The 17,664-nt window shown below is 48.1% G+C and carries 15 protein-coding genes; 5 read left to right on the top strand and 10 right to left on the bottom strand.

Annotation, left to right across the window (positions count from 1 at the left end):
- Nucleotides 1–14: 14 nt before the first annotated feature.
- Nucleotides 15–1,637, top strand: a complete 1,623-nt coding sequence (locus ABXJ76_RS04355) for a response regulator (protein ID WP_432744461.1) — start codon at nucleotides 15–17, stop codon at nucleotides 1,635–1,637.
- A 9-nt stretch (nucleotides 1,638–1,646) separates the two neighbouring features.
- Nucleotides 1,647–2,333: a sensor histidine kinase gene (locus ABXJ76_RS04350; RefSeq protein ID WP_432744458.1), complete on the top strand. Its 687-nt coding sequence runs from the start codon at nucleotides 1,647–1,649 to the stop codon at nucleotides 2,331–2,333.
- An 89-nt stretch (nucleotides 2,334–2,422) separates the two neighbouring features.
- Here the strand turns inward: ABXJ76_RS04350 and holA are convergent, their stop codons facing one another.
- The 3 genes from holA to leuS form a co-directional block, all read right to left on the bottom strand.
- Nucleotides 2,423–3,430, bottom strand: coding sequence for a DNA polymerase III subunit delta (holA, locus tag ABXJ76_RS04345; RefSeq protein WP_432744456.1), 1,008 nt, complete (start codon nucleotides 3,428–3,430; stop codon nucleotides 2,423–2,425).
- 1 nt (nucleotide 3,431) lies between these two features.
- Nucleotides 3,432–3,929: an LPS assembly lipoprotein LptE gene (gene lptE, locus ABXJ76_RS04340; RefSeq protein ID WP_432744455.1), complete on the bottom strand. Its 498-nt coding sequence runs from the start codon at nucleotides 3,927–3,929 to the stop codon at nucleotides 3,432–3,434.
- A gap of 151 nt (nucleotides 3,930–4,080) precedes the next feature.
- A complete protein-coding gene (gene leuS, locus ABXJ76_RS04335) occupies nucleotides 4,081–6,534 on the bottom strand; it encodes a leucine--tRNA ligase (protein ID WP_432744453.1) in 2,454 nt (817 codons plus the stop codon).
- An 84-nt stretch (nucleotides 6,535–6,618) separates the two neighbouring features.
- Between leuS and ABXJ76_RS04330 the strand changes: the two genes are divergently transcribed.
- The 3 genes from ABXJ76_RS04330 (at nucleotide 6,619) to lnt (ending at nucleotide 9,740) form a co-directional block, all read left to right on the top strand.
- Nucleotides 6,619–7,104: a zinc ribbon-containing protein gene (locus tag ABXJ76_RS04330; protein WP_432744451.1), complete on the top strand. Its 486-nt coding sequence runs from the start codon at nucleotides 6,619–6,621 to the stop codon at nucleotides 7,102–7,104.
- Nucleotides 7,105–7,162: 58 nt separating this feature from the next.
- The gene (locus ABXJ76_RS04325; RefSeq protein WP_432744449.1) at nucleotides 7,163–7,945 is read left to right on the top strand and encodes a ParA family protein; all 783 of its coding nucleotides are present in this window, start codon (nucleotides 7,163–7,165) and stop codon (nucleotides 7,943–7,945) included.
- A gap of 232 nt (nucleotides 7,946–8,177) precedes the next feature.
- Nucleotides 8,178–9,740 (top strand): apolipoprotein N-acyltransferase, encoded by a 1,563-nt coding sequence (gene lnt, locus ABXJ76_RS04320; protein WP_432744447.1) that lies wholly within the window; start codon nucleotides 8,178–8,180, stop codon nucleotides 9,738–9,740.
- A gap of 115 nt (nucleotides 9,741–9,855) precedes the next feature.
- Here the strand turns inward: lnt and ABXJ76_RS04315 are convergent, their stop codons facing one another.
- The 7 genes from ABXJ76_RS04315 to ABXJ76_RS04285 form a co-directional block, all read right to left on the bottom strand.
- On the bottom strand, nucleotides 9,856–10,515 hold the full coding sequence (locus ABXJ76_RS04315; protein WP_432744445.1) for a hypothetical protein: 660 nt from the start codon (nucleotides 10,513–10,515) through the stop codon (nucleotides 9,856–9,858).
- A 22-nt stretch (nucleotides 10,516–10,537) separates the two neighbouring features.
- A complete protein-coding gene (gene dapB / locus ABXJ76_RS04310) occupies nucleotides 10,538–11,341 on the bottom strand; it encodes a 4-hydroxy-tetrahydrodipicolinate reductase (RefSeq protein ID WP_432744442.1) in 804 nt (267 codons plus the stop codon).
- Between the two features lie 3 nt (nucleotides 11,342–11,344).
- Nucleotides 11,345–12,478, bottom strand: a complete 1,134-nt coding sequence (gene dnaJ / locus ABXJ76_RS04305) for a molecular chaperone DnaJ (protein ID WP_432744440.1) — start codon at nucleotides 12,476–12,478, stop codon at nucleotides 11,345–11,347.
- A 210-nt stretch (nucleotides 12,479–12,688) separates the two neighbouring features.
- A complete protein-coding gene (dnaK, locus tag ABXJ76_RS04300; protein WP_432744437.1) occupies nucleotides 12,689–14,617 on the bottom strand; it encodes a molecular chaperone DnaK in 1,929 nt (642 codons plus the stop codon).
- A 70-nt stretch (nucleotides 14,618–14,687) separates the two neighbouring features.
- A complete protein-coding gene (gene grpE, locus ABXJ76_RS04295; protein ID WP_432744434.1) occupies nucleotides 14,688–15,296 on the bottom strand; it encodes a nucleotide exchange factor GrpE in 609 nt (202 codons plus the stop codon).
- A gap of 63 nt (nucleotides 15,297–15,359) precedes the next feature.
- Nucleotides 15,360–16,481 (bottom strand): heat-inducible transcriptional repressor HrcA, encoded by a 1,122-nt coding sequence (gene hrcA / locus ABXJ76_RS04290; protein ID WP_432744432.1) that lies wholly within the window; start codon nucleotides 16,479–16,481, stop codon nucleotides 15,360–15,362.
- Nucleotides 16,482–16,650: 169 nt separating this feature from the next.
- Complete coding sequence (locus tag ABXJ76_RS04285) at nucleotides 16,651–17,631, bottom strand: malate dehydrogenase (RefSeq protein ID WP_432744430.1); 981 nt, start codon at nucleotides 17,629–17,631, stop codon at nucleotides 16,651–16,653.
- Nucleotides 17,632–17,664: the final 33 nt, after the last annotated feature.

Below are 17,664 nucleotides of genomic sequence, written 5' to 3'. Positions count from 1 at the left end.
AAGGTTTACCCCTTATGGCAATAAACCTTGCTTCAAAAAAAATATTGGTCGTTGACGATCAAGCGATCATGCGCGAAACCTTTAAGCATATACTAGGTTCATTTGGCGCCCGATTTATTGTTGAGGCGGAATCCGGTATCAGCGCAATGACTGCTATGCGAATAGACCGGTTTGATATTGTGCTCTGCGATTACAATCTGCTCAGGGGGAAAAACGGCCAGCAGGTTCTTGAAGAGGCCAAATATCTTAAGTTGTTACCGGTTCATGCCATCTTTATCATGGTCACATGCGAACAAAGCCAGCAGATGGTGCTTAGCGCCATCGACAACAAACCCGACGACTATCTGATTAAACCTTTTAACCCGCAGCAATTATTAAGCCGCATTCAAAGATGCCATGCCCGCAAGCAATACTTGGCCGGCATAGAAAATGAAATGGACAACGGCAATCTTTACCAAGCCATACAGTGTTGCAAACAGCTACTCCAACAGAATGATAAAAAAATGCGTTTGCCCTTATTAAAACTGCATGCCGAACTGGCCCTTAAGGTTGGCGACTTTAAGACGGCCGAGGCCATTTATCAGGATATCCTGGAAGAAAGAGAACTGCCCTGGGCCAGACTGGGATTAGGAACTACCGCTTTTTTTCTCGGCTATCATGATCAAGCTGTTAAGACTTTTCAGGCGCTGATCGAACAGCATCCGGTGATGATGGAGGCTTATGATTGGTTGGTAAAAACCTACGAATTGATGGGTAATCATGAACATGCCGTGTCTTCACTTAATTCGGCCGTTACGCTTTCACCTTTGTCTATCTTAAGGCAAAAAAAACTGGCCTTGCTAGCTGAAAAAACTGAGAATCTCCCTGTTGCAAAAAAAGCTTACACAGCCACCATTAAACTGGGAAAAAACTCCATACACCGGTCATCCAGCGACTATTCAGGCTTGGCCAATATTTACCTGAAAAGTAACGCTGCTAATGAAGCGCTAAAAATATTGTATGAGTTGAACCAGCAGTTTCGCGATGATCCTGAGGCTAAACTTAGGTCGGCCCTGTTAGAAATCGAAATTCATCAGGCAAAAGGCAACAAGACTATGGCTCAGCAAGCCTATGGAAGAGCATTTAAACTCAACGAGCAGTTTGACAAGCAGCTATCCAAAGAATTGCGCCTGGAAATGGCAAAAACTTTTTATCTGAACGGGAACAACGGGATTTGCGATGAAATCCTTAATGATTTAATTAAAACCAATATTGATGACAATCTTTTTATCAAAAATATCGTCACTCTATGCGACACCATTATCGGCGAAAACTATGCGGAAACGCTGCTTCAACAGATAAAAAAAGAATTGGTCGACATCAACAATACAGGCGTCCGCCTGTTTCAGGAAGGTAACATTAAGGGGGCTCTGGCGGTTTTTGAACAAGCCATAATAAAAATACCTGATAATCAAACGATTATTTTAAATATGATAAAAATCATTATTCATGATATTAAGACCTCTAAACCTGATCCTGAAAAAATCATGAGCGCCCAATCCTATATCAACAAGGCCATTCAAGTAGGCATATCCCATAATCAAATCAGCGGACTTCAAACAGAGCTGAATACCATTCAATATAAAACGCATCCATAACCCGCCAAAATGTTTAATACGCCTACACTTGCAATCGGTTTTCCGGCCATCCTGGCTTCTTCAGTGCATGATATAAAGAATTCACTGACGACTCTTCGGGTACTGATCGGCCAGCTAGAAAATAGCCATCAAGATCCGAAGCCTACTGAATTTAAGCAATTAGAATTTGAAACCAATCGCATGAACAATAGCCTCATGCAGTTACTGACGCTTTATAAAATTGATTTATCCCAATTTAATCTGGCTATAGACGAGCATAGTGCCGCAGACATAGTGGAGGATGTTGCCGCCCAGCAATCCACCTTATTATCCTTAGGCAACAATCAACTCATTACCCAATGCGATGACGACCTGTTGTGTTATTGCGACAACACCCTGATCAGCAACGCCCTCTGTACACTGGTCAATAATGCGCAGCGCTATTGCAAAAGTAAAATTCTGCTTTCTGTAAGCAAGGAAGATGATTATATTGTTTTTTGCATAGAAGATGATGGCAAGGGTTACCCTGAAAACCTGATGCCGTCCGAGCACCAACAACTCCCCCAAATTGATCTAGCGAATGGCAACACCGGCTTAGGATTGTTTTTTACCGAGACCATTGCACAATTACATGTCAAAGGCCCCAATCGGGGATTTATTACCACCGACAACCATAGCCAGCTTGGCGGAGCCCGATTTAAACTGTACTTGCCATAAGGCTAAAGGCTAAGAAATAGAAATTAAATAACCCAACCCTTTGCTTAAGGGGGCGACCGGCCAGTCGCCCCCTACAATTTATCGTATGTTCAAGCCTTTTGCGCAAACATCAGACAAACCGCTAGCAGCGTTTCCCAGGAATCTCCTTGCTGCTGACCTTTAATCTGCCGATCCGCCTTTGCACTCAACAGCAATATGCTGTTGAGATCGCGTTCACCCAACCGGCTCAACGCGTCACCGACCAGCTGCTGGCGCTTGTCCCAGATTTGGTTATTTTTGAAAACCAGCGCTTTATTTTGCCCCTGAGCTAACGCCTGTTTAATCCTGATGAATACCCGAGCCTCCCGCGTTAAGGCCCACAATACCACCGGAGCCGCAACGCCTTCCGCCTGCAAGCCGGACAATATCTTTAAGATCCGCCCGACTTTAGCTGCCAGTACGCTATCCATCAGCTTGAACACATCGAACCTGGAACTGTCGGCCACCACGTCAAAAATTTGCTGTTTGCTAAGGTGTCCTTCACCGTACAACACGTAAAGCTTTTCTATTTCCTGAGCGGCCGCCAACAGATTGCCTTCAATTCGGGAAGCCAGTATCTTTATGCCTTCTGCTTCAGCCTGCAGTCCGCGTCGCAGCATTCTTTGCTGCAACCAGCGCATCAAGTCCTGGCCTTCTAACGGCCAGACCTGAATAACACACCCGGCCTTATCCAAAGCCTGAAACCAGCGCGATTTTAATGAGGCACCGGCCATCTTTGCGGCAGTGATCAGCAGCAGCGTATCTTCCGGCAGGCGTTCACAATAAGCGATTAAAGCCTTAGAACCCTCGGCACCCGGCGTACCGGCGGGCAACCTTAAATCGATGATTTTCTTATCGGCAAAAATGGATAAAGAACCTGCCGACTCGGTTAAGTCATGCCATAAAAACCCGGCATCCGCAACCAGGACCTCGCGGGTATCGTAACCTGCTTTTCGTGCCGCAACCCTGATCGCATCGGCTATCTCGCCCAGCTGCAAAGGCTCATCGCCGCTAATAAAATAAATTGGCGACAAGCCCTTTGGCAAAGCTGCCGCTATTTGATCTGGCTTGAGCCGCATATTATTTTGCGCCTGACCCTAATACGACCCTGGCACGATTAACGATGGTATTGACTGCCTGCAGATACATTTCATTACGGATCATGGCTTCTTCATTATCTTTGGCAATAACAAATTGCTGATCATTGTAATATGCACGCCTGATGTCAACCGTCTGCCGTTCCATTAACAGCGCGTCACCGGCATTGGCCAATTCATAGTCCAGGCGATAGTTAAGCTCAAACTCGTTAGACTTGCCGCGAGCACTCAAAGATAAGACGCGCCGAGTAAACTCTTCGTTAAATATTTTGATAACAATGCCCGCTCCCTGACGAGAACTGGCAAGCTGGCCGGAAGATGACTTCATGACCTGACTAAATTGCTCATGTAACGGCCCGGACCCACCCTCTACATAGACATTTTTCATATTTTCAGGCAATTGAAAAGCGCCCCGCAAATGATAGCCGCAAGCGCTCAATAACAAAGCTAAACCTAAGATGACTGCTTTTTTTGTTAACACTGGTTTCCCCTTAAATGTTTCAATCCACACCCGATCTCATGCATCGAGTGACAACCGCCGACGGATAGAGGTCGGTAGATGAATAGAACAAGATTCAAGGCTAAAGGCGACGGAACCTGAAATTTAGGTTTGTTCGCCCATCGCTCTTCGCCTAAACAACAATATTGACCAATTTATTAGGCACCACTATCACCTTCCTAACCGGCTTGCCTTCAATAAAGCGCTTAACCTGTTCATCATTCAACGCCATTGCCTCTATTTCATCTTTAGTCGCAGTAACCGAAACCTTGATCTTGCTGCGCAATTTACCGTTAACCTGTAGCACCAACTCCAAAGTATCCTGCGCCAAAGCCGTCATATCAACTTCTGGCCATGATGCGCTAACTACGGCTTGCTGATGCCCCAAATCCAGCCACAATTGATGGCAAATATGCGGCACGATCGGCGACAACATCAACACAATGGCTTCCAATGCCTCCTGCCGAATCGCCTTGGCATTATCGGAGTCATCGACAAATTTAGCCAAGGTGTTGATCAGCTCCATATTCGAGGCAATAACGGTATTAAAGGTATAGCGCCGACCGAAATCGTCGGTCACTTTCTGGATAGTCAGATGCAGTGATCGACGTACTGTCTGTTGCTGTTCGGTTAATGCCTGTTTATCGAGCGGCACCGTAGAACCGCCGGTCTCGCTATGCTGATAAGCCTGTTTCCACAGCCGTTTCAGGAATCTGAATGCGCCCTCTACGCCACTGTCAGACCATTCCAGCGATTGCTCCGGAGGCGCTGCAAACATGATAAACAGCCGCACGGTATCTGCGCCGTATTGATCGATCAGGCCTTGCGGATCGACAGTATTGCCCTTGGATTTGGACATTTTGCTGCCGTCTTTGAGCACCATGCCTTGAGTCAACAGCTTTTTGAACGGCTCATCGCAAACCAGCAAGCCTTCATCGCGCAATAATTTGGTGTAAAACCGCGCATACAACAAATGCAAAATAGCGTGTTCGATACCGCCGATATAATGGTCGACCGGCAGCCAGTATTTGGCGCTTTCATCGAGCATAGCATCCGGGTTATTGCCGGCAAAGCGCGCGAAATACCAGGACGACTCCATAAAGGTATCGAAGGTATCGGTTTCCCGATGCGCATCTTTGCCGCATGACGGACAAGCCACATGAGAAAAAGTCGGATGTCCGACCAGCGGCGATTGCGAGCCGTCCAGCACCACATCTTTAGGCAACTCTACCGGCAGGTCTTGTTCAGGAACAGGAACCGTACCGCAGTCGTCGCAATAAATAACCGGGATCGGCGCACCCCAGTAACGCTGACGGGAAACGCCCCAGTCGCGTAGGCGGAAATTGGTCTTGCGTTGGCCTTTTTGGTCTTTTTCCAGTACTTCGGCAATCGCGGCAAAAGCCTGTTCCGAGGTCAAACCGTCAAACTCGCCAGAATTCTTTAACACGCCTTTTACGGTATAAGCCTGCTCTGAACAATCGTCGGCGACTTCACCGTCTTTGGCAAAAACCACCTGTTTGATCGCGATACCGTACTTAAGCGCGAACTCGAAATCGCGTTGGTCATGAGCAGGAACAGACATCACCGCACCGGTGCCGTAACCCATCAACACGAAATTGGCAATCCATACCGGAACGGGTTCGCCGGTGATCGGATGCAGCGCTTTAATACCGGAATCAATACCGCGTTTTTCCATGGTTTCCATGGCCGCTTCCGAGGTTTCCATCATCTTGCAGTCATCAATAAATGCGCTGATTTCAGCATCGGTTTCTGCGGCTTTCAACGCCAGTGGATGTTCCGCAGCCACGGCAAGATAGGTCACGCCCATCAATGTGTCGGGGCGCGTGGTGTAGATGCTCAAAGGCTGCTCCGACTCAGGCACCGGAAAACTCATCTCCACGCCTTCGGAACGGCCTATCCAGTTGGCCTGCATGGTTTTGACCTGTTCCGGCCAGCCATCCAAGGCTTCCAGGGAGCTGAGCAATTCATCCGCATAGGCGGTGATTTTCAAGAACCATTGGGCGATTTCTTTGCGCTCAACCTGCGTGTCGCAACGCCAGCAACAACCATCAATGACCTGTTCATTAGCCAGAACGGTTTTATCATGCGGACACCAATTGACCGGTGCGGTTTTTTTATAAACCAGGCCTTTGTTCAGCAACTTCAGAAAAAACCATTGCTCCCACTTGTAATATTGCGGATCGCAAGTGGCTAATTCGCGGTTCCAGTCATAGCCGAAACCCAGCCGTTTGAGCTGGTCGCGCATATAGTCGATGTTGCTGTAGGTCCAGTCGGCAGGATGTACGCCGTGCTGCATTGCGGCATTTTCTGCCGGCAGGCCAAACGCATCCCAACCCATAGGCTGCATAACATTTTTGCCCAACATACGCTGATAGCGGCTGATAACGTCGCCAATAGTATAATTACGGACATGCCCCATGTGTAATTTACCGCTGGGATAAGGGAACATGGCCAAGCAATAATACTTAGGTTGCGTCGATGATTCCGACACATTAAATACGCCTGAAACTTCCCAGGCGGCCTGTACTTCTTGCTCGATTGCCAACGGCTTATAATTTTCTTGCATCCTTCTCGTCTTTTACCAGTCAAAAGCGTTAGAATACCGTACAGTTACTTAAATCTAAAGCGCCATTTTCAGGAGTTGAACCTTATGAATAAAAACAAACTAGTCGCCGCCTATACCGATTTTATGAAGCATCTCCATGAAACCATGGAAGATACGCTGCATTCTTTTGCCGAAGCGCTGGAAATATCAAAAGAAAAAACTCGCAAAGACAGTGACTTGACCAGCGACGAACTGGACAAGGTTTCAGAGTTTGTTCAACGTGATATTGAACATGCAGCACACGGCTTGTCACCTAAAGAAGATAACGACTCGCTGTCCGAGTGGTTTAAATTCGATATTGAATTGATTGAAAACTTCGCTCTGGATGCTTTTTTAAGCCTTGCCGATAAAACCCGCCTGGAACTGGCAAAACTTGAACAATTAGCGGAAGCGCACACTTATCATAGCGGCGACATTACCATACCGGGCACTTTTGTCTGTGACGACTGCGGCAAGGAAATTGCGTTTAAAACACCCAGTGAAATCCCTGAATGCCCGCAATGCCATGGTAAAACCTTTATCCGCATTTGATATTAACGGCCTAAGCCTTATAATGCGAACCTTAACTATTTGATTTAACGGGAATAACATGCGCAGAGTCATTTTCAACCAGAAAGGCGGCGTCGGCAAATCTACTATTACGTGCAATTTAGCCGCTATCAGTGCTGTTGAAGGCAAGCGTACCTTAGTGATCGATCTCGATGTCCAGGGCAATTCAACACAATACCTGCTCGGCAATAAAATCAGCGATAGCGATAAAACGATTGCCCGCTTCTTTAAAGATTGCCTGAGCCTGTCCCTGTTTGGCGGCGGCTCATCAGGTTCCGGTCTTGAAAGTGCTATCCATCAGACTCCATTCCCCAACCTGTTTGTAATTCCATCCCACCCCGAGCTTGAACCGTTGCAAGGCCGCTTGGAATCGCGGATGAAAATATTTAAATTAAAAGAGGCGCTGGAAAAACTAGAGGGCTTTGATGCCATCTATATGGATACCCCGCCTATCCTGAACTTTTACAGCCAGTCTGCCTTAATCGCCGCCGACAAATGCTTAATCCCTTTCGATTGCGACACCTTTGCCCGGGATGCCCTGTATTCGCTGATGCAGGTGGTAGCTGAGATTAAGGCCGACCATAATCAAAATCTTGAGATTGAAGGTATCATCGTCAACCAGTTTCAACGACAGGCTAACCTGCCCCGCCAATTAGTCGAAGAACTGATTGCCGAAGGACTGCCGGTACTGGCTGCAATGATCTCGCCATCGGTCAAGGTCAGGGAATCGCACTCAGAATCAAAACCGCTGGTGCATTATGTGCCCAACCATAAATTGACCGACGAATACCGGGCGTTACATGCAGAGCTTCATGGCAGTTAGGTAGCCACACGTTCCCACGCTCCGGCGTGGAAACGCATCCTGTACCCCTTCAGCGGTGCGGGACACAAAGTAGACCGTAAAAACATCCAAGAAAACTTGCTGGCTCCCTTCTGGATATTGGGATCATCGAAAGCGAAGCTCCAGCTTTGTGAGACAGGAAGCTGGAGCTTCCAACACCAAATTCCCAAGCTTGAGTTGGGGAACTAGCAATAACACGACATCCCCCTATATTATGAACAGTCTCACACTCAAGCCTTGGCTACTCCCCATCCTGTCCGGCGTTTTCATCGGCACCAGTTATATCCCCTTCCCGCCCTGGGCCTCTTTATTCTGTTTTGTGCCATTGTGGATTTTCTGGAGTCAGCAAACCCGCTTAAAAAACGTTTTTATTGGCGGCATGATCACCTCTTTCGTATTCACCTTGATCGGCTTTAACTGGGTCACTTACCTGCTACATGAATTTGCCCATCTGGACTGGCCGGTAGCGGCCGTCGGCATGGTGATCTATGGTTTGATCGCCCATTTGTTTGTGCCGCTGGCCGGTGTACTGTGGTTTTGGGGACAACAAAGATTCAACTGGTCAAAGCGGCTTTCGCTGGGACTGATGGCACTGATCACCACGCTGTGTGAAGCCTACTCCCTGACTCTGTTCGACTGGAACTTTGGTTACTCTTGGTATGGCTCAAATATTCCCGTTTACCATTGGGCTGAAGTGATCGGCTTTAGCGGACTCAGCGCCGCAACTCTGCTGTGCAATCTGCCGCTTTATATTGCCTGGGAAAAGCGCACACAAAACACCGGCAAGATTATCTTAGCGACTGTCGTTACCGGTTTTTTGCTACTGAATATCGGTGGCCTGTGGCTTAAAAACAGACTGCCGCAACCGGACGCATCATTTAAAACCCTGCTGGTTCAGGCTTATATCGACAATGCAGAAAAACTGGCCGCAGAGCTAGGCCAGGGCTTTGGCAAGGAAATATTCAACCGCTATATCACCCTGACCGATAACGCACTCAAAGCCCATCAAAATGCCAAAATCGACTTCGCCCTGTGGCCTGAAACCGCCTTTCCGGCCTTGCTGGGCGAGCAATTTAAAGCCGACGGCTACCCCGTAGCGCTGGCGCAATTTCTCCAAGAGCGGCAACTGCCGCTGATTACCGGCGCTTATAGCGTCGATGAACCCTCCCGCCTGATTACCAATTCGTTATTTGTGTTGAATAAGGACGGCGATATCGTGCCGCCGCATTACAGCAAATCGATCTTGCTGGCTTTTGGCGAATACATCCCCGGCGAACAATTTTTCCCTGAAATCCGCAACTGGCTGCCGCCCACAGGGCATTTTGCCCGAGGCCACGGCCCAACTAACTTGCTGAACTGGAACGGCTATAAAATGGGTGCCCAAATATGCTACGAAAGCCTGTTCCCCGGATTTACTCGCTCGCTGGCGGAGCTTGGCGCCCAGTTCATCGTCAATGTCACCAATGATTCCTGGTACGGCACCTGGCAGGAACCCTACCAGCACATGTACATGACCTTGGCACGCGGCGTGGAATTTCGCCGTCCGGTATTACGCGTCACCAACACCGGCATTTCCACGGTATCGCTGGCATCCGGAGAAATCCTGGAACGCTCGCCGGTACATCAAGCCTGGACTGGCTTATACGACGTGCCTTATCTGAAGAACCCGCCAGCCACCTTTTATCAGAACTGGTTCTGGCTGGTGCCGGGTTTATTATGGGGAGCGTTGGTTTTATTATTAGGCATTGGGATGGTAAAGCGCCTGGATAATAATTAAGCCCTGTGGGAGTAGATTCGTAGCATGACAATCCACCGCGCAACGTCGGGCAGACTGTAATCGGTGTCGTGGTTGATTGACGGTTTGCGTGACGAAACCACCCCAAATTACGACCTTACTTGGTTTTCACCTTTATGGTGGCAACAGACACGGCTTTGCCTTCGGAATGCAACATGACGCTCAGCAGTCCTGGAATATTATCCCAGCGCATCACATGTTCATTACTAAAACTCGCATCCTTTACCGCGAGCCCAAGCATTGCCAAAGTCTCTTTGCTGTATGGCGCATTAGCCAGACTCCCTTTTACGGTAGTTTCACTAACCTTTCCGTCGATAAATTCAACGCTGACACTGACATCACCGTCCTTGAATGAACAGTGCAAGGCGGATTGTTCCTTGACGCAGAAAACGGGATCGCCCAGTAACGCTAATGCCTCCGCTTTGGTTTTACCTTCAACCTTCTGACTGTAGGCGGGGCTGCGGAACGCCCCGTTTACGGTAATCCAGTCTGCTTTTCCGTCAATGAATACAATTTCAATTTCATCTTCCTGAAATGAGCAGTTCAGCGCTGATTCTGACTTGGCACAGAAAATAGGCTCACCCAGTAACACCTCAACTTCCGCTTGGGTTTTTCCCGCCAGCTTCGGAATATCAAATAACACCCCAGCAGGTGGCTGCTCTGTTGTTGGGTTTTGCTGGATGTTCTTGGCGTCCACCGTCATGACCATGGAAAACAGCGCAAGAACCGCTATCGGGTACTTGATAAAAGCGGACATTAAGATGCTAACACCCAATCATTTAAGAAAGCCCCAGAACATCCTGCATATCATACAAACCGCTGTCCTTATCGGCCAACCAAATCGCCGCCCTGACCGCGCCATTGGCAAAGGTCATGCGACTGCTGGCTTTATGGGTAATTTCGACCCGCTCGCCGTCGTCGGCAAACATCACGGTATGCTCGCCGACGATGTCACCGGCTCTAATGGTTGAAAAACCGATGGTTTTCCGGTCGCGTTCGCCGGTATGGCCTTCCCTGCCGTAAACCGCGCAGTCTTTTAAATCCCGACCTAAGGCATCGGCTATGACTTCGCCCATGCGCAATGCGGTGCCGGACGGCGCATCGACTTTATGCCGATGATGGGCTTCGATCACTTCAATGTCGGTGTAATCGCCCATGACTTTGGCGGTCATCTCCAGTAACTTAAGCGACAAATTGACGCCGACACTCATGTTGGGCGCCATCACTATCGCCACGTCTTTAGCGGCTTCGCTGATCAGCGCCTTTTGCGCATCGCTGTAACCGGTGGTGCCGATGACCAGCTTTTTGCCGGCCTGCCGACAAATCTCGATAAAAGCCATTGAGGCATCGGGGCGGGTAAAATCGATCAATACGTCGAATTGATCGACAATCGACGCCAAATCATCGACGACTTTAACGCCGACCACGCTGATACCGGCCAGTTCACCAGCATCACGACCTATTGCGAGACTTTCCGGACGGGAAACGGCAGCGGCCAATTCGGCATTTTTTGCCAGCGCCGCCGCTTTAATCAAGCAAAGCCCCATGCGGCCGGACGCACCTACTACAGCAATACGCATCATGACTTATCCTGTTAGTTTATCGAAAAAGCTTTTTACGCCATCGGTCCATGAAGACTCCTGCGGACTATGATGCTTACCGCCGCCGGATAAGGACTCGCTGAGCTGCTCAACCAAGGCTTTTTGTTCTTTGGTCAGATGCACAGGCGTTTCGATCTGTACCTTGCATAACAAATCGCCGACCGGTCCGCCCCTGACCAGCTTGACGCCTTTGCCGCGCAATCTGAATAATTTTCCGGTTTGCGTTTCAGCGGGAATTTTCAACAGCACTTTGCCATTCAAGGTAGGCACTTCCAGTTCACCGCCCAAACAGGCTGTAGGAAAACTGATCGGCACTTCACAATACAAATTCGCACCATCGCGAGTAAAAATCGCATGTTCTTTTACCTGAACCTGAACATAAAGATCGCCGGCCGGGCCGCCAAATTCTCCGGCCTCGCCTTCTCCAGCCAAGCGTATGCGATCGCCGGTATCGACGCCTGCCGGGATTTTTGCCGACAAGATTTTATTTTCCTGGACACGACCCTGTCCATGGCATGAACCGCAAGGATCTTTTATCTGTTTGCCGGAACCATGACAGGTTGGGCAAGTTTGTTGAACTGAAAAGAAACCTTGTTGCATCCTGACTTGACCGTGGCCGTGACAAGTTGAGCAAGTGACAGGACTAGAACCTTTTTTAGCACCGGAACCGTTACACACCCCACAGGCAACCAACACCGGCACACGAATTTTAGCATCGGTACCGAATACGGCTTCTTCCAACGATAATTCCAGGTTGTAGCGCAGGTCCGAGCCGCGCTGAACGTTGCTCCGCTGCTGTTGCTGTCTTCCGCCGCCAAAAATGTCGCCGAAAATATCACTGAAACTTTCGCCGCCGCCAAAACCGCCGGAACGCCCGCCGCCCATCGAAGGATCAATCCCGGCATGGCCGAACTGATCATAAGCGGAGCGTTTTTTAGGATCCGATAAAACTTCGTAAGCTTCTTTAATCTGCTTAAACTTGGCCTCAGCTTCTACCTGATTGTCTTTGTTCCTGTCAGGGTGATGCTTCATCGCCTTGCTGCGATAGCTTTTCTTAATCTCTGCATCACTGGCGTTTCTGTCTACACCGAGAAGCTTGTAAAAATCTTCTTTTGCCATGGTTCAATAGTCTATTGTTGGATTTTGATGATTATCATCGTCTGGTTTTGTCCGAGATACCCCGTAAGAGGATAAGAGACTGATGACTAAACCACAAAAAGAACACGAAGGGACGCGAAGTTTTTTCTTCGCGAGCTTCGTGTTCTTCGTGGTTTCATGCCTTAAGTTAATGCCTATGTGGGGTAAGGAATACGCCCCACCAGCTACACTTTATTTCTTGTCGTCGTCTTTAACTTCTTCAAACTCGGCATCGACAACACCGTCATCCGCAGCATGCTCTGAAGAAGCATGAGCACCGGACGCGTGTTCTTCCGATGCCGATTTTTGTGCGTAAACGCGTTCAGCCAGCTTACCTGATAACTCGGTTAAGTCATTGGTTTTGGCTTCGATTTCCGCTTTATCATCGCCTTTAGCCGCAGTTTTCAATGCTTCAATCGCATGTTCGATGCCGGTTTTTTCATCATCGGCTACTTGATCACCCAATTCTTTCAGTGATTTTTCAGTCGCATGAATCATACCGTCCGCATGGTTGCGAGCGTGAACCAATTCAGTTAATTTGCGATCTTCATCGGCATGGGCTTCGGCATCTTTAACCATGCGATCAACTTCCTCATCGGACAAACCGCTGGAAGCTTTAATCACGATGGATTGTTTTTTTCCGGTCGCCTTGTCTTTGGCTGACACATTCAAAATACCGTTAGCATCAATGTCGAATGCGACTTCAATTTGCGGAACGCCGCGCGACGCAGGCGGAATATCGGCCAGATCAAAACGCCCCAGCGATTTATTTGCCGCTGCGACTTCGCGCTCACCTTGCAATACATGAACGGTCACTGCCGTTTGGTTGTCATCTGCGGTAGAAAAAACCTGCGATGCATTGGTTGGGATCGTAGTGTTTTTCTCAATCAGCTTGGTCATGACACCGCCCATCGTCTCGATACCCAGCGATAACGGGATAACATCGAGAAGCAACACATCTTTAACGTCGCCGGCCAAAACACCCGCCTGGATCGCCGCGCCTAAAGCAACCGCTTCGTCAGGGTTAACGTCTTTGCGCGGCTCTTTGCCGAAAATGGCTTTTACCATTTCCTGAACTTTCGGCATACGGGTTTGACCGCCTACCAAAATCACGTCATTAATATCCGACGCCTTTAACTTCGCGTCTTTCAGCGCCATTTCGCAAGGGCCTTTAGTGCGGTTAATCAGCTCTTCAACCAGCGATTCCAATTTGGCGCGGGTCAATTTAACATTCAAATGCTTGGGACCTGACGCGTCTGCGGTAATGTAAGGCAGATTCACGTCGGTTTGTTGGCTTGAAGACAATTCGATCTTGGCTTTTTCCGCCGCTTCTTTCAAGCGTTGCAAGGCTAATGGATCGTTATGCACATCAACGCCGCTTTCTTTTTTGAATTCCGAGGCCAAAAATTCAATGATTCTTGAGTCGAAATCTTCACCGCCCAGGAAGGTATCGCCGTTAGTCGATAGCACTTCGAACTGATGCTCGCCTTCTATCTCGGCAATTTCAATAATGGAAATATCAAAGGTACCGCCGCCCAGATCATACACCGCAATTTTGGTGTCGCCTTTAGGCTTATCCATACCAAAAGCCAGTGCAGACGCAGTCGGCTCATTGATAATACGTTTAACTTCAAGACCGGCAATACGACCGGCATCTTTAGTGGCCTGGCGTTGTGAGTCGTTAAAATAAGCCGGTACGGTAATAACCGCTTCGGTGACTTCTTCGCCTAAATAAGCTTCAGCGTCTTTTTTCAGCTTCATCAAAATACGCGCTGAAATCTCGGGAGACGCCATTTTTTTGCCGTGGACTTCAACCCACGCATCGCCATTTTCAGCTTCGACGATTTTATAAGGCACCATTTTGATGTCTTTTTGTACAACATCGTCTTTAAAACGACGACCGATCAAACGCTTAATCGCAAATACGGTATTTTTTGGATTGGTAACCGCCTGACGTTTTGCCGACTGTCCAACCAATACTTCATCGTCGCTGGTAAAAGCGATAATGGAAGGTGTAGTACGTGCACCTTCGCTGTTTTCAATTACTCTTGCTACGCCGTTTTCCAATACTGCAACACACGAGTTTGTTGTTCCTAAATCTATGCCGATTATTTTAGCCATTGAGTTCTCCAGACTTGAATATATTTAAAAAGTAAAAGTTGTTACAAATATGAGGTTGCTTTATTTGATTTCAAGCCTGCTCATCAATGCTAGGACTATCCGTCGGCTTTTTTTCGGCCGCTTTGGCAACCAAAACCATGGCGGGGCGAAGCAAGCGCCCGTTTAACACATAACCTTTTTGGAAAACGTTAACCACCGTATTCGGCTCCGCGTCTTCGACGACCTGCATCGCCATGGCCTGATGCAGTTCGGCATTAAACGGCTGACCGATCGGATCAATCGCTTCAATTTTGAATTTTGCAAAGGCTGATTCGAACTGTTTAATCGTTAATTCGCTGCCTTCACGGAACTTTTTCACGTCTTCGCTATCGCCGGTTGCAGCCTGCAAGCCCAACACCAAGCTATCTAATACCGACAATAACTCTTTGGCAAAGCCGGTTAAAGCAAATTTATGCGCATCTTCCAGATCCTTTTGGGTTCTTCTTTTCAGGTTTTCCATTTCCGCCTGTATACGAACCGCTTTGTCCCAGTTTTCCTGGGCTTTTTGCTCAGCTTGGGCCAAGGCCTGCTTTAACTCGTCAACCGTAAACTCATGTTCGGTTAACTCAGTATGCGGCTCTGCAACCGTTTCGCTTTCAGTTTCAACCTGAGATTCAGGCGCTTCCTGATCAGTACTCATTATTTATAGCTCCTTAACATTGAAATTAATATCCATGCCACACGGCACAAAAACAGATGTTATTTATAGTGGGGCCTTTGATTTTGGATTCAAGGCGGCACCCAACAATTTTGCCGTCACATCGACAAAAGGGATGATTTTCTCGTAGGCCATACGCGTCGGCCCGATAACGCCCAGCACTCCGACTACTTGATCATCGACCGAATACGATGACGTCACTAGGCTACAATGATCAAAAGCCCGATAGCCGGATTCTTCGCCAATAAAGATTTGCACGCCATCGGCTTTCATACACTGATCCAGCAAATGGATCACGCCCTGCTTTTGACTAAACGCTTCAAACAGTTGTTTTAGTCTATCCATATCGGATAACTCGGAAAAACCCATCAAATTGGTTTCGCCGGTCAGCACATAATCGTCTTTGTCCTTGTCATTGTCCTGATCGAAAGCCAGTTGTGCCATCTTGACTGCATCCAACAGGCCTTTATTCATGTCAGGCTTTCCTGCCCGACACCCTTCGGGTAAATGCAAATCTGTTCCAGACAGCTTTGTCATGCGTTCCTGATCTTCCTGCAACTCGTTTAAAACCGCTTTACGCACCGCATCCAAACTGCGACCGGAATAAATTGAATTTAAATAATTGGCTGCCTGCTGTAATTCGGCAGGACTAAATACTTTAGAGGTATGAATGATTTTATTATGAACTTCCTGCTCATTGGTCACAAAAATGACCAACACACGGGTATTAGATAAAGACAAGAACTCGATATGCCGCAAACACACCCGCTCTCTTTTGGGCAGAGTCACCACCCCGGCCATCTGCGTTAATTCTGACAGTAGACGCGACGCGACGCCGATCATATCACTGTTGTCATCACTTACCGACAAGCCTTGATACAACCGGGTTAAATCTTTCGCTTCCAACGGTTTAACCGTCAACAAGGTATCGACAAACAAGCGATAACCGCTAACCGTAGGCACCCGTCCCGCCGACGTATGCGGCGAATGCAACAACCCCAGATCTTCCAGATCGGCCATGACATTGCGAATCGTTGCCGGACTTAACTTTACACCCAAATCTTTTGCTAACGCCCGTGAACCCACCGGCTGGCCATCACTAATATAACGCTCGACCAACGCTTTCAATAGCTGTAGCGATCGCGCATTTAAAACCTGATTACCCACACTAACCTCTGCGACTAAATTTAGCACTCCATTAAGACGAGTGCCAGCGAGGCAAAGTATCAGCTCACCGGGCTATTGTCAATAAACCTAAAAAACCGGCAGCGCTACTCCATTACAGGCCATTAGAAATGACAACATAGCTTTCAACATAGAGAGTTAAGCCATCCTTTTATCTCAACAAATGCTTCACCGCGTCTCTTTCTTCTTTTAATTCAGCTTCACTAATCCGCATTCTGTGCAGGCTAAACTCGTTAATATCCAGACCTCTTACTATAGTAAACTCGCCGTTAACTACCGTTACCGGGAAAGAATAAACCAACCCGGATTCAATGCCATAATTGCCGTCCGATACTACCCCCATGCTCACCCAGTCGCCTGGCTCGGTACCCAAAGCCCACGTTTTCATCTGGCCTATCGCTGCATTTGCAGCCGATGCAGCGCTGGATTGTCCCCTTGCCTTAATAATTTCTGCCCCACGCTGCTGAACGATAGGAATAAACTCATTGACATACCAATCATTATCAACCAAAGACAAGGCATTCTGCCCTTTGACCCTAGCATGATGAATATCAGGATACTGCGTAGTCGAGTGATTACCCCAGACAGTCATGTTTTTTACATCAGCCGGTAAAACACCGCATTTCTCCGCTAATTGGCTTAACGCTCGATTATGATCCAATCTCGACATTGCAGAAAAATTTTCCGCCTTCAAGTCCGGCGCATTATTCAACGCAATCAGAGCATTGGTGTTGGCTGGATTACCGGTGACCAAGACCTTTATCTTTCTGTTTGCGACTTCATTCAAGGCTTTACCTTGAACCGCAAAAATTTCTGCATTCACTTCCAATAAATCTTTGCGCTCCATGCCCGTTCCTCTTGGCCTTGCGCCAACCAAAAAGGCATAATCGACATTTTTGAAGGCCACTTTGGGATCGTCTGTGACTTCAATGCGATGCAGTAAAGGGAAAGCGCAATCTTTTAACTCCATGACTACGCCTTGCAAGGCATTCATTGCCGGGGTTATTTCAAGCAGATGCAAGACAACCGGCTGGTCAGGGCCTAACAACGCACCAGCAGCTAATCGAAACAGCAAAGAATAACTAATTTGTCCTGCGGCGCCTGTTACAGCAATGTGAACGGGTGTTTTCATCTGTTTTTCCTTTAATTTTTATAATTTTTTTTC

It is taken from the genome of Methylobacter arcticus (assembly GCF_050917435.1).
GTDB lineage: Bacteria > Pseudomonadota > Gammaproteobacteria > Methylococcales > Methylomonadaceae > Methylobacter_A > Methylobacter_A titanis.
The sequence above is the reverse complement of the archived record's forward strand: the minus strand, read 5'-3'. Positions and strand labels throughout refer to the sequence as shown.